Here is a 21,314-nt window from a genome sequence, read left to right on the forward strand (position 1 = left end):
CAGAACCGGCGGCGTCGATATCATGATGCCAGTGTTGCGCAGGATATTTTTGACGAGATCGTCGAGCAGGCGATCAGGTACGGGCTGGTGGATGGTAAGGTTCTCTATACCGACAGCACGCATTTGAAGGCCGATGCCAACAAGAACAAATGGGACCGCGAAGTGGTTGCCAAATCGCGCGCGGCCTATTGGGATGATCTGGATCTGGCGATTGAGGAAGACCGGACGGCTCATGCGAAAAAGCCGCTCAAAGCCAAGGAACGCCAGCCGGTTGAGAAAGAAACCAAGATCAGCCGAACCGATCCCGACAGCGGATATATGGTGCGCGACGGTAAGCCCAAGGGCTTTTTCTATCTCGATCACCGCACGGTCGATGGCAAGCTTGGGATCATTACCGACAGTTACGCCACCCCGGCCAATCTGCATGACAGCATTCCCTATCTCGACCGTCTTGACCGACAAAGGCAGCTTGATGTTATCGCCGTCGGACTGGATGCGGGCTATGCGACCGCCGCGATTGCCAAAGGCCTTGAAGATCGTGACATCCTTGGCGTGACGGGCTATCGCCGCCCGAACCTTCGGGAAGGCTACATCCCCAAACGCAAATACGTTTATGACCCTGAACGTGATGCTTATCGCTGCCCCGAAGGTCAGCTTCTGTCTTATGCGACAACCGACCGAAATGGATACCGCCATTATCACAGCGACCCGGAAAAATGCCGCACCTGTCCTGTGCTGGCTTCCTGTACCGCCAATGCCCACCACCGAAAAACTGTCACGCGCCATGTCTGGCAAGACGCCAGAGACCGGGCTGACGCCTATCGTCTGACAGAGTGGGGCAAGCGGGTTTACAAGCGCCGAAAAGAGACGGTCGAACGCTCTTTTGCAGATGCCAAACAGCTTCACGGTCATCGATATGCAAGGTTCCGGGGACTGATCAATGTCAAATGCCAATGTCTGCTGGCCGCCGCCGCCCAAAACATCAAGAAAATAGCCCTGGCTTTGGGCCCCAAGGGGCCAATCGCCGAGGCATAATCCCCTCGGCACACTCAAGCCAGCTTTCAAACACCTCTAAAAGAAAAACCCCGCCAAAATATGACGGGGTTTGTCAGCGGTCTGACGCCCGGAACATCAAGGTCCGGGCGTTTTGTTTATCGCGATACCATCATCTGTGGCAGGTATTTCATCGGGTCGGTGGATTTTCGTCCACGACGGATTTCAAAATGAAGTTGTGGCTGGTTAACGGCACCCGTGCTGCCGACACTTGAAATCTTCTGACCGCGCTCGACAACGTCGCCGCGTGCGACCATCGGATTTTCCGTATGGGCATAGGCTGTCACATAATCATCGGCATGCTTGATCAGGATCAGATTGCCAAAGCCGCGCAACTCATTCCCGACATAGGTCACAACGCCATTATCCGCAGCAAGGATCGGCGTACCACGCGCAGCCCTGATGTTGATTCCGTCATTGTAAAGACCGCCCGTGCTGGCACCGTATTTAAGAACGATGTCACCGCGAACCGGCCAGACAAAGCCCTTGCGATTGTCGGGTTCGGCAATAACGACATTCTTACGAACTGCACTGCCTTGCCCCGCAACCGGTGTTGCTTCGGGCATCTGGCGGGTATCGTTATTCCAGCTATTGGCAGATGCGTAACGCTGTTCGGCGCGCGCAGCGAAATCCTGTGGCTTCAGGCCTGGCGTCGGGATGCTGCCGCCGTTATTCGGACTAATACGCGCGGTTTGAACCGTTGACGAGCGTTCGGGTGCTGCCGCCGTTTCAGATGTACCAAGCGGCACACTGACAACTTCGCGCTTGCCGCCGATGGTGACGGTCTTACGCGGCGCGGAGCTTGTTGAACTTGGTGTCGTCGATGACGACCGGCTCGCAACTGCAGTCTGGCTGTTGCTGTCATAAGACGGATCCCAAGGCGGCAGCACAAGCCGCTGCCCCGGATAGATCACATAAGGCTTCGCCAATTTGTTTCGCTCGGTAAAACGGCCAAAATCGGTGCGATACCGGTTGGCAAGCCCCGAAACAGTATCACCCGGTTCAACCGTAATAACCCGCTCACCATTTTTAAGCTTGGGCATGCTATAGGGGCTGTAAGTCGCACCTTCGCCGTAAACTACTGGCACAGGGACGGAATTAAGCAAACAGCCGCCAAGCGCTGCGGTTGTCCCACAGACAAGCGCCAGCGTCCGTATTCTTCGAACTGCCTGTTTGACACTATTTTCCATCATAGAAAACATTGTCTGCGATCAGCCGTTAACAATCCGTAATCAGATGCAGCAATCGGCTCAGAATTCTTCGGTACCCGGCAACATCGGAACGAAACGGACCGGCATCAGTTCTGTTACATCAATCCCGGTGGGGGTACGCAAAACCCGCAAAAGCAGTTGCGTATGGGATACCTCGCCCACCGGCACGACCATGATCCCGCCAATCGCCAACTGATCGACCAGCACAGGCGGCACATCTTGTGCTGCCGCAGTCACGATAATACGATCAAACGGTGCCTGCGCCTTCCAGCCAAGCCCGCCATCACCATGCAGGGTCGAAATCGTATGCAACCCCAATTCGCGGAATTTGTCTTCCGCCTCACGCAGAAGCGGCTTGTGCCGTTCAAGCGTGTAAACCCGGCGTGCCAGCTTGGCGAGGATGGCGGCCTGATAGCCCGATCCGGTACCGACCTCAAGCACCTTCATCCGGTCATTCAGCTCAAGCGCCTGCGTCATCAGGGCGACGATATAGGGCTGTGAAATCGTCTGGCCCTTGCTGATCGGAAGGGCGACATTTTCCCATGCCCGGCTGACAAACGGCTCGGCGACGAAAATTTCGCGCGGGATGCTGGCCAGCGCACGTAAAACGTCCTCGTCATGGATCCCGTCATTGCGCATGATCGCAAGCAGATGTTCGATTTCAGCTTCTCGGGCAATGACAGGCTCGTTCACGGAAATGCCTTCGTCAGTTTTGCGTGCGTCTCGTAATGCGTGAAATCGAGACTGATCGGAGTTACCGAAATATCGCCCCTCTCAATGACCCGCAAGTCCGCATTTTCATCTTTGGGCAATTCCGACTTGATTGCACCAATCCAATAATAAGGCTCTCCGCGCGGATCAAGGCGTTCGGCAATATGATCGCCAATCTTGCGCTGTCCCTGTCTGGAAACCTCGATACGGGCTCCGCCGTCACGTTCGGCTTCCGGAAAATTGACGTTAATCAGAACGCCACGTGGCCAAGTCGTGTGAATAAGGGTTTCCGCAACCGGTAAAAGATGCTTTTCCGCAACCGACCAGTCGATCAGATTGCCGGAAAAAAACTGGGAAAAGGCAATTGCAGGCACATTCAGCAACGTTGCTTCCATCGCGGCAGCAACCGTACCGGAATAGGTTACATCCTCGCCAAGGTTGCCACCCCGGTTGACCCCCGAAAGAACAATATCGGGCGGACTGTCACGCATGATTTGCTGAAGGGCCAGCAGAACGCAATCGGTTGGCGTTCCGTCGACAGAAAAATGTCGCTCGTCACGTTTGCGTATCCGCAACGGATGGCGCAGGGTAAGCGAATGCCCGGCCCCGCTTTGCTCGGTCGTCGGTGCGACAACCCAGACATCATCGGAAAGCGAACAGGCAAGCTTTTCCAAAAGCCGAATCCCCGGCGCATCAATCCCGTCATCGTTGCTGATCAGGATGCGGGCATTTTTCAGATCGACCATATCGCCCCCCTATCCGCGCGGTGAAATCACCTCGACACCGCCCATATAGGGCCTCAATTCATCCGGTACACGAATTGAACCATCTGCCTGCTGATAGTTTTCCATCACCGCAATCAGGCAACGTCCAACAGCAAGCCCCGACCCATTCAGGGTATGAACAAAACTGGTTTTCTTGTCGCCAGCGGCACGATAACGCGCATTCATGCGCCGTGCCTGGAAATCACCGGTGTTAGAACAGGATGAAATTTCACGATATTTACCCTGCCCCGGAAGCCAGACTTCAATATCAAATGTTTTGCGCGCGGCAAAACCGATATCGCCTGAACACAGAACCACCGTCCGGTAGGGAAGACCGAGACGTTCAAGAACGGTCTCCGCACAACGGGTTTTTCGATCAAGTTCCTCGTTCGATTTTTCGGCGGCCACAACCGACACCATTTCAACCTTTGAAAACTGATGCTGGCGGATCATGCCGCGCGTATCACGCCCGGCCGAACCGGCTTCCGAACGGAAACACTGGGTCAATGCGGTATAGCGCAGCGGCAATGCGGCTTCGTCGATAATCTCGCCCGCGACCTGATTGGTAAGCGTCACTTCCGACGTCGGGATCAGCCACATGTCATTGGTGGTTCTGAACGAATCTTCGGCAAACTTCGGCAACTGACCGGTGCCAAACATCGCATCATCGCGTACCAGCATCGGCGTGATGGTTTCTTCATAACCATGCTCGTTTACATGCAGGTCCAGCATGAACTGGCCCAATGCCCGTTCAAGCTTTGCCAGGCCACCACGCAGAATAACAAAACGCGAACCCGAAAGTTTAGCCGCAGTTTCGAAATCCATCATGCCAAGCTTGTCGCCGATCTCGAAATGCTCAAGCGGCTTGAAGTCAAATTCGCCGGGAGTTCCCCATTTGCGAACTTCAACATTGTCTTCTTCGCTTTCGCCTGCCGGAACTTCCGCATCGATAACGTTCGGAAGCGACGACAGCAAAAGATCAAGCTGCTCGTTTAAACCGGCCTGCCCGTCTTCGGCATCCTTGATCCGGTCTTTGAGCTTACCCATCTCGGCCATCAGTTCGTCAGCATCGCCGCCACTCTGGCGCAATTTGCCAATTTCACCGGAAATGGATTTGCGGCGCGCCAGCATTTCCTGATGTTCAGTCATCAGGCGACGACGGTCTGCATCGATATCGATCAGACGCTGGGCGGTCATTTCGACCTTGCGCGCGGTCATCGCCGCGTCAAAGGCCTCGGGGTTGTCACGAATCCATTTAATGTCGTGCATGAAACGGCACCTTGTTATTCAGCTATGCGGGCAATTATTCGGGCTTTTATACGATGGGGTGGACGCTTGGTCCACCCCGTCAGATCGATCATTCGAGAACGGGACAATTCAATCAGCGCGCGCTGTTGAAATCATCCTCGTCATCGTCGCCTTTCGCGGATCCCAAAGATCGGGATGACGAAGGCGTATCAGATTTTGGCGCAGAACCTGCAAGCGCTTTGAAATCGGTCTTGTCATCTGCTTTGCCATCATTGTCCCCGTAATCAGCAGCTGCCGCAGCCGAACTCTGGGTATCGACGTCGTCTTTATTGTGATCGGTATCCTCATCGTCACCGTCAAGCTCGGCATCTTCGTCAGCTTCGCGCAGGGCACGTTTACGTTCCGACATCCGCGCCATCAGGATCGAAATTTCATAAAGAATGATGATGGGGATCGCCAGGCCAACCTGCGAAATCAGATCCGGCGGCGTCAGCACTGCAGCAAACACAAAGGCGATCACAACCGCATATTTGCGCCGCTTGGCAAGCGAAGATGCGGTTACGATGCCAGCGCGCGCCATCAGTGTCAGCAATACCGGTAGTTGGAAACTCAGGCCAAACGCAAAAATAAGCTTCATCACCAGCGCAAGATATTCGCCGACCTTGGCTTCAAGCTGAATGGCAAGTCCCGATGCCCCGCCTGCACTTTCGAAACTGAGGAAGAATTTCCACGCCAGCGGCATGATCAGGTAGTAAACCAGTGCCCCGCCCGCAAGAAACAGGATCGGCGTCGCAAACAGGAACGGCATGAATGCCGAACGTTCATTCTTGTATAGTCCCGGCGCGACAAAGGCCCATAACTGGCCAAGAAAGACCGGTGCGGAAACAAAACAGGCCGCAAAGAACGAGACCTTCACATAGGTGAAGAACACCTCGGTCAATGCGGTATAGATCATGCGCCGGTCCGGCCCCATGACGTCAGCAAGGGGCTTTACGAGGAACCCGTAAATATCTTCGACGAAATAATAACAAATACCGAAAGTAATAAAGAGTGCCAGAACCGCCCATGTCAGACGGTTCCGAAGCTCGATCAGATGCTCCATGATCGGCATCTGCTTGTCATCCGACTGCATGTTCACGCCTGGCTCTCCGGATGATCAGTCTTCTTATCCGCAGCAGCAGGTTTTGCCGATGCCGCGGCATCGGTCTTCGGTGCCGTGGTTTTGGTTTCCGATTTGTTGTCGGTTTCGCTTTCGGCAGTTTTATCTGCCGGTTTTGCCTGTTTTGGCTTGGTTTTCGGCTCGGCAATCTTGTTTTCGATGAAGTCTGATGTGCTCGAACGTGTATCGGTGACCTGCTTGCGCAGATCATCAAGTTCGGCTTCACGAATCAGATTATCGATACCGCCCTGAAATTCGCGCGCCATACCGCGCACTTTTTTCCAGTACCCGGCAAGCTTGTAAAGCACATGGGGCAAGTCCTTGGGGCCGACGACGAACAACGCGACGACGGCCACAAGTGCCATTTCGGTCCAGCCGATATCAAACATGGAACACGCCTATCTGAAGGAAATCCGACAGACGATCAGGATTTCACGGAATCCTTGTCTTTGCTTTCAGCAGAAACCGAAGCAGACGTGTTGTTTTCGATGGTTTTGGCCGAAGCAGCGCTGTCTTCGTCTTTTTCGTTTATGCCTGCTTTGAAGCTCTTGATCCCTTTACCCATGTCACCCATGACTTTCGGCAGTTTGCCGGCACCAAAGATGATCAGGACAATCGCCAGAATCAGAACGATTTGCCAAACGCCAATACCCATAACTTCTATCTCCAAAGATCCAATCTGCCATCCGGCGAGAATGCCCGGATAATGGCAGAAAGCCCCCCACTGTGCAATGCAACGATTGTGAATATACCGTGCACCGCTACGAACCTGTATGTTTGTTTCTTAGTCTCATCGGACCTGTTTCGCGTTGAAATTGGCCTAATTCATAGGAAACACAAAGGTCATGTCAGGATCAAGCGTAATAGCGACCGACCCCTGATTTACTGACGAAAGTCTGCGTGGCACGCGCGCATGGACATGCCCGCCCGCATGAAGCGATAAATGCATCAGACTGATTTCACCAAGTGACCGCACAGCATCAACCCGCGCCAGAATATCATGTCCATTCATGGCATCGGCAATCTGCAATCCTTCCGGGCGCACCAGAACTTCAACCTGTGTTCCGTCATCAAGATCACCCTGCGCCACATCACCAAGCGGCGTCGTCACAATCCCACCCTGCACTGTTCCGGGGAAACGGTTAACCTCGCCAAAGAAAGATGCAACAAAACGATTTTGCGGATTGAAATAAAGGTCTTCGGGGGTGCCATCCTGCATCACCTGCCCTTCATTCATGATGATAATCCGATCCGCCATATACATCGCTTCTTCCGGATCATGGGTCACCATGATGGTTGCGATCCCGGCATTTTTCAAAACATGCAGCGTGGTATCACGAAGTTCGGCCCGGCGTGCGACATCAAGCCCCGAAAACGGCTCGTCCAGCAGCATCACGCGCGGTGTTGGCGCCAGAGCTCGGGCAAGTGCAATCCGCTGTTGCTGCCCACCGGATAATTCGTGGGGATAGGCATTGTAATAATCTGCCATACCGACCTGCCGAAGCGCACGTTCGACCGCTTCCTTGCGTTCAATCTCATTTGATGAACGCAGACCGAACCCGATATTCTTGGCAACGCTCAGATGCGGAAACAGGGCGTAATCCTGAAACACCATACCGACACCGCGTTTTTCGGGTTCAAGATATTCCCCGGGCCGGGCTACAAGCTGATCATTAATGGAAACGCTGCCTTGCTGAAGCTTTTCAAGCCCTGCGGCAATACGCAATGCAGTAGTCTTGCCACATCCCGAGGGCCCCAAAAGACAAACCAGTTCGCCGGGCGCAACGTCAAAGCTTATGTCTTTGAGAACCTTGGTACTGCCGAAATCATGGCTGACATTGGACATTCTCAAGCCGTCGGGCATCAGATCTCTCTTTATTCTTTTGCCGGGAAACCCTGCAATTAAGTTGCAAAATCTTTCCCAGATTTAATCCTACCCAACAGCGCATGCAAGAAGCTGGATCAAAGAAGCACGATAAAAGATGTGAATGGACCCGATTTAACGGTTCTCCGCGTCGTATTCTTCTTCCAGATTGGGATTATCGCTGTAGATGGTTTCATCAAGATCGGCCAGATTACGGGTCGTAAGAGCTTCTTCGACAACAGCATCGGTAACTTCGCCATCATCAACCAGATCGGGCAATGCTTCCTCGTCGGAACTGGCACCGTATCGGCCCATGCCAGGACGGCTATCAAGCAATCCAGCGGCTTTCAAATCGGCAAGTCCCGGCAGATCGTCACGATGTTCAAGTCCGAAATGATCCAGAAAATCATCCGTCGTCGCCCAAAGAACCGGACGGCCCGGCACACGTTTGCGCCCCTTCGGACGGATCCATTTCGCTTCCAGCAGAATATCAAGCGTCCCCTTGGACAGGGCCACACCACGAATTTCTTCAATTTCGGAACGTGTAACCGGCTCGTGATAGGCAATGATCGCCAGCGTTTCGAGCGTTGCACGCGTCATTTTCTTTGCTTTTTCGACCTCGATATGAAGATCACCTGCAAGGTCGGCCGCTGTGCGAAACGCCCATTTCTCGCCAACGCGGTTCAAATTTATTCCGCGTTCTGAATAATTTGCCTGTAATTCTTCAAGCAAAAGGGAAACATCTGAACCTTCGGGCAAACGCGCAGCAAGAACCCGTTCACTGACCGGTTCCGCAGACGCAAACAGCACAGCTTCAACAATTCGAAGGTGCTGAAAGTCGATTTGAGGACCGTGTTCGATACCATCGATTTCAAACTGCGGGTCGGTTACTGTCTCAGTCACCATTATTATCCATCCCTGCCCCGGATTTGGCTCTTAGCTTGTCCATATCGCTGTAATCCCCGGATGTGATGTTCAATTCAGGATCGCGTCTTTTTTGCGGTGACCTCAGCATGATCGGGCCAAACACCTGCTCTTGCGAGATTTCCAATTCGCCATCGCGGCACATTTCAAGGCTGGCAACAAAGTGCGCAGCCAGTGCCGACCGTGCCTTCAAAGGCGTGCCAAGACCATGTGGCATGAATTCCAGAAGCTTTGTCCATGTCGGTACAACCCGACGCCCGAATAGATCGCGCAACCTCCGGATTGCATCGTCCATCGCATAAAGATCGAATGCCTCAATCTCTAATGTCTTGGATTCAGATGTCAGCATGATCTGTGCATAGGCTCTCAACAGGTCATAAAGCGACGCATCATAAACCGACGCCGTCGTGACCCGGACTTCCTCCGGATCACCCCGGCCAAAGAAATCACGCCCGAGGTTGGGCCGCTCCAGCAGTTTCTCACCGGCCGCTTTCATCGCTTCCAGCCGCTTCAGCTGGAAGGCCAGAAGCTCTGCCATTTCCTCTGCACTGAGCTCTTCCTCATCGGACTCCTGCTTTGGCAGCAACAACCGAGATTTCAGATAAGCCAGCCACGCCGCCATCACCAGATAATCGGCCGCCAGTTCCAGTCGCAATTCACGCGCGGTATTAATGAAAATCAGATACTGCTCGGCAAGCTCCAGGATCGAAATCCTGATTATGTCGACTTTCTGGTCGCGTGCCAGCTCCAGCAAAAGGTCAAGCGGCCCTTCAAACCCGTCCAGATCCAGCATAAGGCGTTCAGCAAGACTTGGCCCATCATCAACGGGTGCCTTGTCAAATACCTCGTCCGGAATATCGAGTTCGAACTGTTTGGCCATAATCCCCCCGGGCCGTCCGCCTCATATCAGGCGAAAATACCGGCCAGAAAATCAACAAGTGCAGATGCAGGCTCAATCACCAGCCATTGGAATATCGGTAGATTAACGCCAAGAAGCCCCGTGACATAGGGCAACAGGAAGATCAGCGCAATCAGAAGGATCATGCCGGTTTTTTCCATGCGCGCCAAGACCCGCGCAATTGGCATTGGCGATATCGCTGTCAGAACCCGCCCTCCATCCAATGGCGGGATTGGCAGCATGTTAAACACCGCCAGAATGCAGTTCAGCCAGATCGACTGCTGTAACGTCTTTGCCAGCCAGTCATTGACCGCCGGCGAAAATGACGGCAACCCGACCAGTAATAGAATTGATGCAATTGCCAATGCGACGTTGGTTGCGGGCCCGGCAACCGCCACCCCGATTACGCCAAGACGTTGCGGATGCAAACGATGGAACGCGACCGGGACCGGCTTGGCATAACCAAACAGGAACGGCGCACCAGTCAGCAACAGCAAACCGGGAATCAGAATAGTCCCCACCGGATCAATATGGCGGATCGGGTTCAGGCTAAGCCGCCCGGCGCGTTGCGCTGTATCATCCCCGAACAGCTTGGCTGCAAAGCCGTGCGCGGCTTCGTGCAAAGTCACCGCCAGCAATACCGGCAACACCCACGTAGACGCGGAAATGATAATCTCGATAATGTCGTTCACCTATTCAGCTTCCCTTACGCCTGCTCGCCAGCCGACCAGACCGGTGATAGCAATTCAGCCAGTCGAGCCTGCCAATCGGCAATCTGCGCCGAGGGTGGCTGTGTAATATTAAAACCTGCGATCTGATTGCTCAGCAATTGCGAACGTGTCAGCGCCTCACCGGCAAGTTTCGGGGCCATGGATACGACTTCCTCCATTTCCGTGCGCTTGCCATTGCAATGAAGAGCAATGTCGCACCCGGCGGCAAGGCATTCGTGAGTCCGGCTAGCAATCGATCCACCAAGCGCTTCCATTGATAGATCATCACTGATCAGAAGGTTTTCAAACCCGATATCACCGCGGACAATTTCGGAAATGACCTTGGCCGATACGGTTCCCGGGCGTTGATCATCAATCGCGGTAAACAGCAAATGGGCCGACATCGCTACAACCACATCCTTCATCTGACGGAACGGTTCGAAATCAAGGCGACTCAGTTCTTCGCGCGACGCGGTCACGATCGGCAAATCCTTGTGACTGTCGACCGATGCACGCCCGTGACCTGGAATATGTTTGATGACCGGTGCGATCCCGCCGTCCAGCAACCCGGCGGCAACCGCACTTGCCAATGGCACAATCTGTTCCACCGTCGAACCATAGGAACGGTCGCCAACCACGTCGCTCATACCAGGGAATCGGATATCAAGTACCGGCGCACAGGTGATGTTAAACCCCGCACCACGCAAATCTGCCGCCATCAGGCGCGCATTAATATATGCGGCTTCGCGGGCATTTTCAGGTGCTGTTTCAAACAATTTACCAAACACACCCGCCGCAGGGATTTTGCGCCAGTGCGGCGGCTTGAGGCGCATGACGCGCCCACCTTCCTGATCGACAAAAATCGGCACATTGATATTGCCGACAACTTCGCGCAGTTGATTGTTCAACGCCTTGACCTGCTTCAGATCCGTGACATTACGGGCAAACAGGATAAAGCCATAGGGATCAGCTTCACGAAAGAAGCCCTTCTCCCAATTGCTTAACTCTGTACCTTCAACACCCAGAATACAGGCACGCGGTTTTCTTACCTCAAGGCCGGACAATCAGACACCCCACATTGCGTTGTTTCAAGTTGCGACAAAGCGTTTCAGCCGCAGCAGCGTCCGGCAAAGGACCGGCTTGCAAACGATAGAACACACCCTTGTCACCAAGGTCTGCACGTTTCAGATACATCTGAAGACTGCCAAGCAAGTCCTTGTTTTTAGAAGACAATCTTTTCCATTCCGCTTCGGCCCCCGACGTATCGCGAACTGAAGCCAACTGAATGCGGAAGTCTTTCTCCGATATGCCGCTGGCGCTGGTGGCAGCCGGTGCTATGGCCTGTTCCTTGGCCTTGGCAACAGCGATTGCTTTTTCTGCATCGCTTGGTGCGACAATTGCTGTTTCAGCTGGAGTTATCGCAGACGCATTTACATCTTTGCCCGAACCGATCTGCGCTGCATTTGCGACAATCTCGGCCTCCGGTGTCTGTTCGATCACCGCTGGTTCTCCCGTATTATCGGGGGATGGTATGACATCGGGCACCTTTGGCATATCAGGCAGTTCCTGAAGAACCACCTGATCCTCGGGCTGGTTACTATCAAGCTGTTCATAAATCGTTGTATCCCGGTGGGGAACTTCCATTCCGCCGGGATCATCCGGTCGCAACTTGATCGGCAGTGGATCTGGCAAAAGGATTGGCAATTTGCCTTCTTCCTGTGCTGGCTGCCCCTGATTATATAACCAGTAACCGGCCCCGCCCAGACCACCACCAATAATCACAAGACCAAGAACGATGGTTCCCACCCCTTTCGCCAAGCCGCCGCCTGGGGCTTTTTTGCCAGCCCCTTGATAACGCTGCTCCGCTCTAAGGCCGAAACCCTGTTCTTCGTTCATCGTGATTACATCTCCTCGACCGGGGCAACGCCCAGGACATCAAGACCGGACGCAATAACCAATGCGGCAGCACGGATCATGGCAAGGCGCGCCTGCGTCACCGCCAGATCATCGGCAACGATGAAACGCAATGCGGTATTGTCACGCCCCTTGTTCCACAAGGCGTGGAATTCGGCAGCAATTTCGCTCAGGAAGAATGCGATACGATGTGGCTCATGTGCAACGGCGGCCTGTTCAACAATACGCGGCCATTCAGCCATCCGACGCACCAGCATCTTTTCATCTTCCGACACCAAAGCCGATAGATCGGCCCCGACCAGTGCAGCATCCGAGAAATCCTGATTAGGGAACGCTTCGCGCGCCTGACGAAATACCGAATTAACGCGGGCATGGGCGTATTGAACGTAAAATACCGGGTTGTCTTTGGACTGTTCGGTTACTTTGGCAAAATCAAAATCAAGCGTCGCGTCGTTCTTGCGCGTCAACATGATGAACCGCACGACATCCTTACCAACGCGTTCAACCACATCACGCAGGGTCACGAACGTTCCGGCACGTTTGGACATTTTAACCGGCTCACCATTGTCAAATAGGCTGACCAATTGGCAAAGCTTGACATCAAGGTCGCCCTCGCCGCCCGTAATCGCCTTGGTCGCGGCTTTCATACGTTTGACGTACCCGCCATGATCAGCACCGAAAATATCGATCATGTGGTTGAAACCACGTTCGTATTTGTCAAAGTGATAGGCAATATCGGACGCAAAATAGGTCCAACTGCCATCCGACTTTTTCAGAGGGCGGTCAACATCATCACCAAATTCAGTCGCCCGGAACAGCGTCTGCGGGCGCGGTTCCCAATCATCGGGCGTTTTGCCTTTTGGCGGTTCCAGAACGCCGACATAAATGTCGCCCTTTTTCTCCAGATGCTCGAACGCGGCCTGCACCTTGCCTGCGGCAACAAGTCCGGCTTCAGACGTAAAGACGTCGTGATCAACGCCCAGAAGACTCAGGTCTTCCTTGATCAATGCCATCATCTCTACAATGGCAAAACCTCGGAACTCTTCCAGCCAATTTTCCTCGGGGGCTTCGACCCATTTGTTGCCGTCACGCGCCGCAAGCTTTTTGCCCGGTGCCACCAGATAATCGCCCGGATAAAGACCAGCCGGAATTTCATCGATGGTTTCACCAAGTGCTTCGCGGTAACGCAGATGCAGGGATCGCGCCAGAACATCGACCTGCGCACCGGCATCGTTGATGTAATATTCCTTGGTCACGTCGTAACCGGCCTTGGCCAGCAGATTTGCCAGAACATCACCGACAACCGCCCCGCGGCAATGGCCGACATGCATCGGGCCGGTCGGATTGGCCGAGACATATTCGACATTCATCTTGGTGTTTGCACCCAGATTGCTGTTGCCATAGGTCTTGCCGTTTTCAAGCACTTCGGTGATCTGCGACAACCAGAAATCATCGGCCATTCGCAGATTGATGAAACCGGGCCCGGCGATCTCGACCTGTTCGATATGATCTAGCATGCCGAGTTTTTCGGCAAGTTTTTCTGCCAGATCACGTGGCTTCATCCCCGCAGCCTTGGAAAGCAGCATCGCGGCATTGGTCGCGGCATCGCCATGCGCGGCATCGCGCGGCGGTTCGACCGTGATACGTGCGGTATCGCTGCCAGCGGGCAGAACGCCGTCTTTTTCAAGGGCGAGAATCTGGTTCTCGATGTCGCTTTTCAACAGGCTGAAAACATTCATCACTTTTGGTCTTTGCAAATTTCGTTCATGGTCCATCACAACCATTTTGATGTGGCTGTTTTGGGACATTTCGCATCAAAACGCAAGCAACCGCTTGGTTGCCCTGCTCTCAGGTTTTGACATTTCTGCCATGCACGCTAAATAGACCCTTAAGGAACGCGATCAGGCTGTGTTAAAGTTGCCACCATGATCGTCAATATACCCGTTGGGTTGCCCGTGAATATCCAGTAACTGGAATATTTCGGGATAGCACAATCAAGGAGTGTCGAATGACGGAAACTGCCCGGCAGGTCCAGATGACCGAAAGTGCCGCAAAACGTATTCAGGAACTGATTGCCAGCGATGGCAAGTCGGGCCTGATGTTGCGTCTTCAGGTTTCCGGTGGCGGGTGTAGCGGTTTTCAGTATGAATTTTCGCTTGATTCCGACAAGACCGATGAAGACCACATTTTCGAAAATCACGGCGCGAAAATGGTGATTGATGACGTATCGCTCGATCTTCTCGGTGGTGCGGAAATCGATTTTGTCCGCGAACTGGTTGGTGCAGCGTTTCGTGTGAATAATCCAAACGCAACATCATCGTGCGGTTGCGGATCCAGTTTCTCGGTTTGATCCGCATCGGAAAAACGATTTATAAAGCGGGGTTCGTGTTTCACGGACCCCGTTTTTGTTTGGACATAATGCTGTTATGTCTGTGCAGAAAGCCGCAAAATTCATCCTGAACATCGAGGCCCGCATGAAAATCGCCACCTGGAACGTCAACTCGATAAAGGCTCGCCTGCCCAATATCCTTGAATGGCTTGGCGACGCAAAGCCCGATGTTGTCCTGCTTCAGGAAACCAAAACTGTCGATGACGGCTTCCCGGCTATGGAAATCGAGGATCTTGGCTATAACATCGCCCTGCACGGCCAGAAGACCTATAATGGGGTGGCGATCCTGTCAAAATTCCCGATTGAAGATGTCGAACGCGGCCTGCCGGGCAATAACAACGACGAACAGGCACGCTATATCGAAGCCACTATATCGGGAAATCGTCCGATTCGTGTGGCATCGATCTACGTCCCGATGGGAAGCGAGGTCGGATCGGAGAAATTCGAATATAAGCTGAACTTCCTGGATCGCCTGATCAAGCGTTTTGAGAAAATCCGTGAAAGTGGCGACGCCGCCGTTATGGGCGGTGACTACAACATCGCGCCGGATGACTCGGATGTTTACGACCCGATCAAGCTGCACGAAACCGTTCTATGTTCGACCGTGGAACGCAAAAAACTGCGAACCATGATGAATATGGGCTACACCGACGCATTCCGGACCTTCAATCCGCAGGGCCACCAATATAGCTGGTGGGATTACCGTGCGGGGGCGTGGAACAAGGATAACGGGCTTCGCATCGATCACCTGCTGTTGACTCCGGCCGCAGCCGACCGGCTCAGCGCATCGGATATTGATCGCGACCCGCGCGCCAAGGAAAAGGCATCGGATCACACCCCGGTCTGGTGCATGATCGACGACTGATCAAGGATCGTTCGCGGCCCGGCAAGACAAAGTCATCGAACGCAAAAGGCAGCAGAAAAACTCTGCTGCCTTTCAGCTTGGGCAAAGCATGAAGCAAGCCTTGCCAAGTGCGCAAATTTGTCGTGCTACTCGCTCGCCAAGGGCCCAAGAAGCGCAAAGTCAGATTAAACTCTCACCCCCAGACGGTCCCTGTCTGACATATCTATTCCGCGGCAAGCTGTAAAACGCCGCGATAGGCAACGATATCTTCGATGCTGATCACAACAATGTCGTGCTGCTGTGCGTAGGCAATCAGTTCCGGTAAACGCGCCATGGTGCCGTCCGGATTGGTGACTTCGCAAAGAACACCTGCCGGTTTAAAGCCCACCAGACGCATCAGATCAACCGTTCCTTCGGTATGACCGCGACGTTCCAGAACACCCCCTGCACGCGCACGTAGCGGGAAGACGTGCCCCGGACGGGCAAGGTCATCCGGCTTTGCTCCATCGGCAATTGCGGTTTTGACCGTGGTCACGCGATCAGCAGCGGAAACACCGGTGGTCACGCCAACCTTTGCTTCGATGGAAACGGTAAAACCGGTTCCCATGCTCGACGTGTTGTTGGCAACCATCGGCGGTAAATCAAGTGCAGTTGCCATTTCATCGGTCAGACACAGGCAGACAATGCCGCTACAATCTCGGATCAGCATCGCCATCTGTTCATTGGTCAGATTTTCTGCGGAAAAAATAAGATCGCCTTCATTTTCGCGATCTTCATCATCGACAACCAGAACCCCCTTGCCATTGCGCAAATCCGAAAGTGCACGTTCCATACGTGCAATCGGATCGCCAAAGATCGAAAGTTCCGGTTCCTGATGAACACTCTGATTCATAACGGTTCTCCGTTTAAGGAGCTTACGAATCAAGGCATCAAAAGAAAGGTCTGCACGCACGGCAAAGCCGCACGACAGTCATAGGCTGACAACAACAGGTTCCCCCGTTATCCGCCACGCTTTATCCTCTCCCATCCGGACTGTTACCGTCGGCTCCGGAATCTCACCGGATCTGCTGACCCTGCCAAATTGCTTTGGCAGGCGCTCGCGGGCTTCCCTGAAATCAGGATTACCGCCGGTCAGGAATTTCACCCTGCCCTGAGAATAAGCGCCGTGTTTCAACGACATGCCTGACCACCTTGATCAGACCTCTTCACTTTAGAAAATGGAAAGATTGTTGTCAAACCCCCTATACAGGGTGTCAGTGGAAACACTGTGTTGCCGGGTAGTAGGGCGACAAGGTCAAATCTCGGCCAGAATTTTTCCAGCCCTGAAATGAAATTCGCAACCATTTTTGCGTAATTCGCGCGGTGCCCACTGACATACAGCACATTTACGATCCGAAGTGGTATTACGCGATTTACATTCCTTATGCAGGTATTTACCCAAAAGCGCGTCGATGTAGCTTCCCTGAAACGCATCCACACCAAGGCTTCGGCCCATGCGCAGTGCCGTGCGACTGTCACACCGGGTCAGAATCAGGTTGCGGTCGGCAAAAACAGAAGCAAATTCGCGAAGCCTGTCTGTCGCGTCAGCCCGTTTGGAGCCGATAATGTTCTGATCCCAGATCACCTTGACGAAATCGACATTGATCTTTTGAGGCGACAGGAATTCAAGCGATGGCAAGGTGATACGATCAAGCCCCACACGCACGCCAGCAGAATGCAGCAGATTGCAGGCATCTTCGAATTCCCACCAATCTGAAATCGCATTTTCAAGCGAGATTTCAATCGCCAGATTTTCAGCAAAACGACTGTCTTCCGAGCCCAGAAACTCGGCAAAGCGATCACTGAATACCGTTTGCACCATCATATTCAGATGCAAGGTATCCGGCAGCATTTGAGGGGCCAGACTTTTGGTGACATCCATCACCTTCTCATCAAGCACGCGCGACAGGATTTCAACCTCGCCCGGGCCTTCCAGAAGGAAACTGGCAAGATGGTGCTGACGCAGATAATCCAGCGAACAATAAAGTTCATGGCCAAGGATTTCGCGACGGCTGTCGTGAAATTCCAGAATAGCCTGACGGCGACAGGAATCGAAAACCGCTTCATCAGTGATGGCAGAACGCAGCATTTCGGCCATATCAAAGCGTTGCAGGCTTTCGTTTGGAAAATGGTTTTCTTCAGGAAGCCCCAACAAACCAAACATTGCCTTGCGGTCTTCTGGCCAGGAAAATTCGTTCCAAAGCTTTTGCGGGATGTCGCCCAAACCCTGTCGATGGATAACGTCCTTGAGCGTTTCGGTCACACTGGTCAAAAACGTATCGGTTTCACCAAACGATTTGGATGGACGAATAAAAGCGACCATACCGTTTTCAAGACGATATTCTTGGGTCTTTTCAGGCAGATGATGAAATGCATCACGCGAAATATCCTGATAATCCTGCGGTTCAAGGCGCAAGGATACGGGGATATTCAAAATTGCAACAATCGACCGCTTGCCATTGGCCCCGTGTTTGCGCAGGTTTTCAACGAACCTTGCTAAGGTCAGTTCCGATTTTGTTGAAGACGCGGTCATGTGCATTCCCGTCAAAAGGCGTGGGAAACGAAAATGCCCGATTGAAGTTAATTTTAGTTAAACATCTATACCAAAGCATAGTGATTTTTCAAAATCACTCACCAATTGCATAGCGTGATCGTGCTTCGCCTGATCAAAGTCAAAAGCAACGCCATCAATCGAGCGAACAAACCTTATTCCCTGCAATGCGTTACAGACAAAAACCAAATCCATTGACAGCAGGTCTTTCAGATCGATAGACGCCTCGTGGACGGCAACCGCCTGATCTCGACACCAATCAATGACGAATTTCCGTGCCAACCCGGCAAGAATTCCGCAATTGGCAGGTGCAGTATAAAACGTGTTGTCACGAATCCCGAACAGGTTGGCGATTGTTGTTTCCGCGACAGAACCATCAACAGAAAGAACGAGTGCCTCTTCCGCGCCACAAGCGGCGACTTCCTGTCGCGCCGCTATATTGTCGAGATAGTTAAGGCTTTTGACCTTGCCTGCAATCGACCACGGATTGCGCCGAACCCGTTTTGACGTCGCAAGGATCAATCCCTCATCCTTTGCCGCTTTGGCAAAGGGAGCCGCCGTTATCAGAACCGTGGGATGGCAATCCTGGGGTGGTAACAACCCGCGCGGGCCGCTACCACGCGTAACGGTCAGGCGGATAACCGCTTCATTCCCACCGAGTTCCATACAAAGCGATGCGATAGCCTGGGCAATTGTTTGGGCATTTGGCAATAATATCGGATCAAGCCCGATTAATTCGGCATGGCTGGTCAGACGATCAAGATGCCGATCAAGCCAGGCAACCCTGCCTTTATGGGCCCGCATGGTTTCAAAAAAACCATCTCCCAACAGCAATCCCCGATCCGTGACGGCAATATGCGCATCCGTCTGACCAATGATATTGCCATTAAGCCAGACTTTCGTCACGACGCAGCCTTTCGCGGAACGGTCGCACCGGCAATGGCAAGGAAGTTAGACAACAAATCATGTCCCTGCTCGGTCAAGACGGCTTCGGGATGGAATTGGACACCAAAGATCGGCAGATCCCGATGGGCAAAAGCCATGATTTCGCCGTCCGGTCCCGTCGCGGTCTGAACCAAAGTGCCATCCAGCGGAAGATCAACAACCAGCGAGTGATAGCGCGTTACCGTCAGCGGAGATTTGATACCGTTAAACAGTGCCGAACCATTGTGATCAATTGCCGATGTCATGCCATGTACCGGTCGGTTTGCGCGCTTTACGACGCCACCAAATGCCCGTGCAATCGACTGATGCCCCAGGCAGACCCCCAGCATCGGGTAATCGCCGGATAATTTGGTAATCAGGTCGATACTGTTTCCCGCTTCATCCGGGCCGCATGGTCCGGGGGAAAAGACGATGGCATCGGGATTCAACCGACGTACTTCATCAACATCGATCCGATCATTGCGCACGACATCAACCTTCTGTCCAAGCTCCACGAAATAGCGCGCCAGATTGAAAACAAAGGAATCGTAATTGTCGATCAGCAGGATCATTTCAACCCGATCCGTCCAGGAGTGCGTTGATGATAATGCATAAGGTCAACCATCTTACACCGCATAGGGCCGGATCCCCAATGCTTCGAATATCTTGGCGGCCTTGACCAGCGTCTCATCATATTCAGCAGCGGGAATGCTATCGGCGACGATTCCACCACCGACATTGAACGCCATACGACCGCCATTTACACAAATGCTTCGGATCGCAATATTGGTATCCATGCTGCCATTAAAGCTGATAAAGCCGATTGCCCCGCAATATGCACCACGCGTCGATCTTTCAAGTTCGGTAATGATTTCCATTGCGCGGATTTTTGGTGCGCCTGTAATCGAACCGCCTGGGAAACAGGCCGCTAGCAAATCGACAGCAGACTTGCCATCCTGCAATTCCCCGGTCACAGTCGAAACCAAATGATGGACATTTGCATAACTCTCAAGCGTACAAATCTGCGGCGTCTTTACGCTATGCGGCTTGCATACTTTCGATAAATCGTTACGCAGAAGGTCAACAATCATAATATTTTCTGCGCGATCTTTCGCAGATAACATCAATTCCTGTGCGAGTTCGGCATCCTCGACGGGCATGGCCCCGCGCCTGCGTGTGCCCTTGATCGGTCTGGTTTCCACCTGCCCATTCGCGACCTTCATAAACCGCTCGGGCGAATTGGACAGGACTGCCACATCGCCAAAATTCAGGAAAGCCCCGAATGGTGCCGGACTGGCAAGGCTGAGGCGGCGATAAAGGTCAAACCGTTTGGGAATGGCATCATAAGTATATTCGGCCCGGAAGCTTTGCGACAGATTCGCCTGAAAAATATCCCCGGCATGGATGTAATCAACGACGGTCTGCACGGCACCTTCGTAGCCGACACGATCAAAGTTCGACTGCCAAGGCATGATATCTGGCCTATGAGGAATTTCGGGCGTTTCAAGCATTGGCCGTGCAAGCCGAAGGTACTTACGAATAATCCCGATGCGATCAGCCGCACGTTTTTTCCGTGCAGTCGGCGATGTTTCGGGAATCCCCGTCGAAATAAGCCACATGCGGCGATCAAGCTGATCGAATGCGATAACAAGGTCATAGATGCCAACCGCCATGTCGGGCATGTTGAGCCAGTCCTGCGGAGCATGGGGAAGCGTTTCGAGCTGTTGGGCAAGCTCATAACCGAAATAACCGACAGCCCCGCCCTGAAACGGGGGTAAATCCGGATCGGCTTCCACACGATAGCGCGCCATCAGATCGGCTAGAACCCCGAACGGATCACCGGGAACGGGAAAACCGTCAAGCTTCACCTGCCCGTTCTTGGCAGTCAGTTTATGCAACGGCGATGCAACAACATAAGCAAAGCGGTCCCGGTCACCGGAATCAAGAAAATGACTGTCTGCGAACCCGGCAAAGGCACCGTAGGCATCAAGCGGTTCGATATAAGGGCATTCTTCAATCAGCATTTTACGGTTCGGCCCATCATCGGGATAAAGTTGCATCAGATCGCGAGATAACGGTTGGTCGCCAATTTATGCGATTCTATAACTCTG

At 53.2% G+C, this 21,314-nt stretch carries 22 protein-coding genes and 1 riboswitch; of the genes, 3 read left to right on the plus strand and 19 right to left on the minus strand.

Annotation, left to right across the window (positions count from 1 at the left end; translation table 11 throughout):
• Positions 1-1,035: IS1182 family transposase (locus tag ABIE64_RS06550; RefSeq protein WP_354376932.1), on the plus strand; the 1,035-nt coding region annotated here is incomplete at its 5' end.
• Between the two features lie 116 nt (positions 1,036-1,151).
• On the opposite strand, the gene ABIE64_RS06555 is transcribed toward ABIE64_RS06550, so the two are convergent.
• From ABIE64_RS06555 to argS, 14 genes are all read right to left on the minus strand, one after another.
• Entirely contained in the window at positions 1,152-2,246 is a 1,095-nt protein-coding gene (locus ABIE64_RS06555) for a peptidoglycan DD-metalloendopeptidase family protein (protein ID WP_247643560.1), read from the minus strand.
• Positions 2,247-2,303: 57 nt separating this feature from the next.
• Entirely contained in the window at positions 2,304-2,957 is a 654-nt protein-coding gene (locus tag ABIE64_RS06560; protein ID WP_354376933.1) for a protein-L-isoaspartate(D-aspartate) O-methyltransferase, read from the minus strand.
• On the minus strand, positions 2,954-3,721 hold the full coding sequence (surE, locus tag ABIE64_RS06565; protein ID WP_354376934.1) for a 5'/3'-nucleotidase SurE: 768 nt from the start codon (positions 3,719-3,721) through the stop codon (positions 2,954-2,956). The genes ABIE64_RS06560 and surE overlap by 4 nt, the downstream gene beginning before the upstream one ends.
• A 9-nt stretch (positions 3,722-3,730) precedes the next feature.
• The gene (gene serS / locus ABIE64_RS06570; RefSeq protein ID WP_354376935.1) at positions 3,731-5,008 is read right to left on the minus strand and encodes a serine--tRNA ligase; all 1,278 of its coding nucleotides are present in this window, start codon (positions 5,006-5,008) and stop codon (positions 3,731-3,733) included.
• A gap of 112 nt (positions 5,009-5,120) precedes the next feature.
• The gene (gene tatC, locus ABIE64_RS06575) at positions 5,121-6,119 is read right to left on the minus strand and encodes a twin-arginine translocase subunit TatC (protein ID WP_354377171.1); all 999 of its coding nucleotides are present in this window, start codon (positions 6,117-6,119) and stop codon (positions 5,121-5,123) included.
• Between the two features lie 2 nt (positions 6,120-6,121).
• The gene (tatB, locus tag ABIE64_RS06580; protein WP_354376936.1) at positions 6,122-6,535 is read right to left on the minus strand and encodes a Sec-independent protein translocase protein TatB; all 414 of its coding nucleotides are present in this window, start codon (positions 6,533-6,535) and stop codon (positions 6,122-6,124) included.
• A gap of 35 nt (positions 6,536-6,570) precedes the next feature.
• Positions 6,571-6,801, minus strand: a complete 231-nt coding sequence (tatA, locus tag ABIE64_RS06585; protein WP_007089633.1) for a twin-arginine translocase TatA/TatE family subunit — start codon at positions 6,799-6,801, stop codon at positions 6,571-6,573.
• Between the two features lie 165 nt (positions 6,802-6,966).
• Positions 6,967-8,010: an ABC transporter ATP-binding protein gene (locus tag ABIE64_RS06590; RefSeq protein ID WP_354376937.1), complete on the minus strand. Its 1,044-nt coding sequence runs from the start codon at positions 8,008-8,010 to the stop codon at positions 6,967-6,969.
• 135 nt (positions 8,011-8,145) lie between these two features.
• Entirely contained in the window at positions 8,146-8,916 is a 771-nt protein-coding gene (gene scpB / locus ABIE64_RS06595; protein ID WP_354376938.1) for an SMC-Scp complex subunit ScpB, read from the minus strand.
• A complete protein-coding gene (locus tag ABIE64_RS06600) occupies positions 8,906-9,814 on the minus strand; it encodes a segregation and condensation protein A (protein ID WP_354376939.1) in 909 nt (302 codons plus the stop codon). Before ABIE64_RS06600 ends, scpB begins: the two co-directional genes overlap by 11 nt.
• A 26-nt stretch (positions 9,815-9,840) precedes the next feature.
• Positions 9,841-10,524: a site-2 protease family protein gene (locus tag ABIE64_RS06605; protein ID WP_354376940.1), complete on the minus strand. Its 684-nt coding sequence runs from the start codon at positions 10,522-10,524 to the stop codon at positions 9,841-9,843.
• Positions 10,525-10,538: 14 nt separating this feature from the next.
• Positions 10,539-11,606, minus strand: coding sequence for a beta-N-acetylhexosaminidase (gene nagZ / locus ABIE64_RS06610; protein ID WP_354376941.1), 1,068 nt, complete (start codon positions 11,604-11,606; stop codon positions 10,539-10,541).
• Positions 11,593-12,438 (minus strand): SPOR domain-containing protein, encoded by an 846-nt coding sequence (locus tag ABIE64_RS06615; RefSeq protein ID WP_354376942.1) that lies wholly within the window; start codon positions 12,436-12,438, stop codon positions 11,593-11,595. Before ABIE64_RS06615 ends, nagZ begins: the two co-directional genes overlap by 14 nt.
• Positions 12,439-12,443: 5 nt before the next feature.
• On the minus strand, positions 12,444-14,195 hold the full coding sequence (argS, locus tag ABIE64_RS06620) for an arginine--tRNA ligase (RefSeq protein ID WP_341364008.1): 1,752 nt from the start codon (positions 14,193-14,195) through the stop codon (positions 12,444-12,446).
• Between the two features lie 269 nt (positions 14,196-14,464).
• Between argS and erpA the strand changes: the two genes are divergently transcribed.
• Positions 14,465-14,806: an iron-sulfur cluster insertion protein ErpA gene (gene erpA, locus ABIE64_RS06625; protein ID WP_007089641.1), complete on the plus strand. Its 342-nt coding sequence runs from the start codon at positions 14,465-14,467 to the stop codon at positions 14,804-14,806.
• A 76-nt stretch (positions 14,807-14,882) separates the two neighbouring features.
• Entirely contained in the window at positions 14,883-15,710 is an 828-nt protein-coding gene (xth, locus tag ABIE64_RS06630; RefSeq protein WP_341364007.1) for an exodeoxyribonuclease III, read from the plus strand.
• A 202-nt stretch (positions 15,711-15,912) separates the two neighbouring features.
• Here the strand turns inward: xth and ribB are convergent, their stop codons facing one another.
• The 5 genes from ribB to pabB all read right to left on the minus strand — a co-directional run bounded on the left by ribB (position 15,913) and on the right by pabB (position 21,263).
• Entirely contained in the window at positions 15,913-16,581 is a 669-nt protein-coding gene (gene ribB, locus ABIE64_RS06635; protein WP_341364006.1) for a 3,4-dihydroxy-2-butanone-4-phosphate synthase, read from the minus strand.
• Between the two features lie 119 nt (positions 16,582-16,700).
• A riboswitch (FMN riboswitch) is annotated at positions 16,701-16,851 on the minus strand.
• 132 nt (positions 16,852-16,983) lie between these two features.
• Positions 16,984-18,261, minus strand: coding sequence for an EAL domain-containing protein (locus tag ABIE64_RS06640; protein ID WP_037992632.1), 1,278 nt, complete (start codon positions 18,259-18,261; stop codon positions 16,984-16,986).
• A 57-nt stretch (positions 18,262-18,318) separates the two neighbouring features.
• A complete protein-coding gene (locus ABIE64_RS06645) occupies positions 18,319-19,185 on the minus strand; it encodes an aminotransferase class IV (protein ID WP_071240063.1) in 867 nt (288 codons plus the stop codon).
• Positions 19,182-19,775, minus strand: coding sequence for an anthranilate synthase component II (locus ABIE64_RS06650; RefSeq protein ID WP_007089647.1), 594 nt, complete (start codon positions 19,773-19,775; stop codon positions 19,182-19,184). Before ABIE64_RS06650 ends, ABIE64_RS06645 begins: the two co-directional genes overlap by 4 nt.
• 54 nt (positions 19,776-19,829) lie before the next feature.
• Positions 19,830-21,263: an aminodeoxychorismate synthase component I gene (gene pabB / locus ABIE64_RS06655; RefSeq protein ID WP_247643561.1), complete on the minus strand. Its 1,434-nt coding sequence runs from the start codon at positions 21,261-21,263 to the stop codon at positions 19,830-19,832.
• Between the last annotated feature and the right edge of the window lie 51 nt (positions 21,264-21,314).

Source organism: Thalassospira sp. MBR-102 (assembly GCF_040549275.1).
Classification (GTDB): domain Bacteria; phylum Pseudomonadota; class Alphaproteobacteria; order Rhodospirillales; family Thalassospiraceae; genus Thalassospira; species Thalassospira xiamenensis.

What these genes read in the sequence shown, in the direction of transcription:
- ABIE64_RS06555 (WP_247643560.1), bottom strand. Translation starts at nt 2,246, where the DNA reads ATGATGGAAAATAGTGTCAAACAGGCAGTTCGAAGAATACGGACGCTG.
- surE (WP_354376934.1), bottom strand. Translation starts at nt 3,721, where the DNA reads ATGGTCGATCTGAAAAATGCCCGCATCCTGATCAGCAACGATGACGGG.
- serS (WP_354376935.1), bottom strand. Translation starts at nt 5,008, where the DNA reads ATGCACGACATTAAATGGATTCGTGACAACCCCGAGGCCTTTGACGCG.
- tatC (WP_354377171.1), bottom strand. Translation starts at nt 6,119, where the DNA reads ATGCAGTCGGATGACAAGCAGATGCCGATCATGGAGCATCTGATCGAG.
- tatB (WP_354376936.1), bottom strand. Translation starts at nt 6,535, where the DNA reads ATGTTTGATATCGGCTGGACCGAAATGGCACTTGTGGCCGTCGTCGCG.
- tatA (WP_007089633.1), bottom strand. Translation starts at nt 6,801, where the DNA reads ATGGGTATTGGCGTTTGGCAAATCGTTCTGATTCTGGCGATTGTCCTG.
- ABIE64_RS06590 (WP_354376937.1), bottom strand. Translation starts at nt 8,010, where the DNA reads ATGCCCGACGGCTTGAGAATGTCCAATGTCAGCCATGATTTCGGCAGT.
- scpB (WP_354376938.1), bottom strand. Translation starts at nt 8,916, where the DNA reads ATGGTGACTGAGACAGTAACCGACCCGCAGTTTGAAATCGATGGTATC.
- ABIE64_RS06600 (WP_354376939.1), bottom strand. Translation starts at nt 9,814, where the DNA reads ATGGCCAAACAGTTCGAACTCGATATTCCGGACGAGGTATTTGACAAG.
- ABIE64_RS06615 (WP_354376942.1), bottom strand. Translation starts at nt 12,438, where the DNA reads ATGAACGAAGAACAGGGTTTCGGCCTTAGAGCGGAGCAGCGTTATCAA.
- argS (WP_341364008.1), bottom strand. Translation starts at nt 14,195, where the DNA reads ATGAATGTTTTCAGCCTGTTGAAAAGCGACATCGAGAACCAGATTCTC.
- erpA (WP_007089641.1), top strand. Translation starts at nt 14,465, where the DNA reads ATGACGGAAACTGCCCGGCAGGTCCAGATGACCGAAAGTGCCGCAAAA.
- xth (WP_341364007.1), top strand. Translation starts at nt 14,883, where the DNA reads ATGTCTGTGCAGAAAGCCGCAAAATTCATCCTGAACATCGAGGCCCGC.
- ribB (WP_341364006.1), bottom strand. Translation starts at nt 16,581, where the DNA reads ATGAATCAGAGTGTTCATCAGGAACCGGAACTTTCGATCTTTGGCGAT.
- ABIE64_RS06640 (WP_037992632.1), bottom strand. Translation starts at nt 18,261, where the DNA reads ATGACCGCGTCTTCAACAAAATCGGAACTGACCTTAGCAAGGTTCGTT.
- ABIE64_RS06650 (WP_007089647.1), bottom strand. Translation starts at nt 19,775, where the DNA reads ATGATCCTGCTGATCGACAATTACGATTCCTTTGTTTTCAATCTGGCG.
- pabB (WP_247643561.1), bottom strand. Translation starts at nt 21,263, where the DNA reads ATGCAACTTTATCCCGATGATGGGCCGAACCGTAAAATGCTGATTGAA.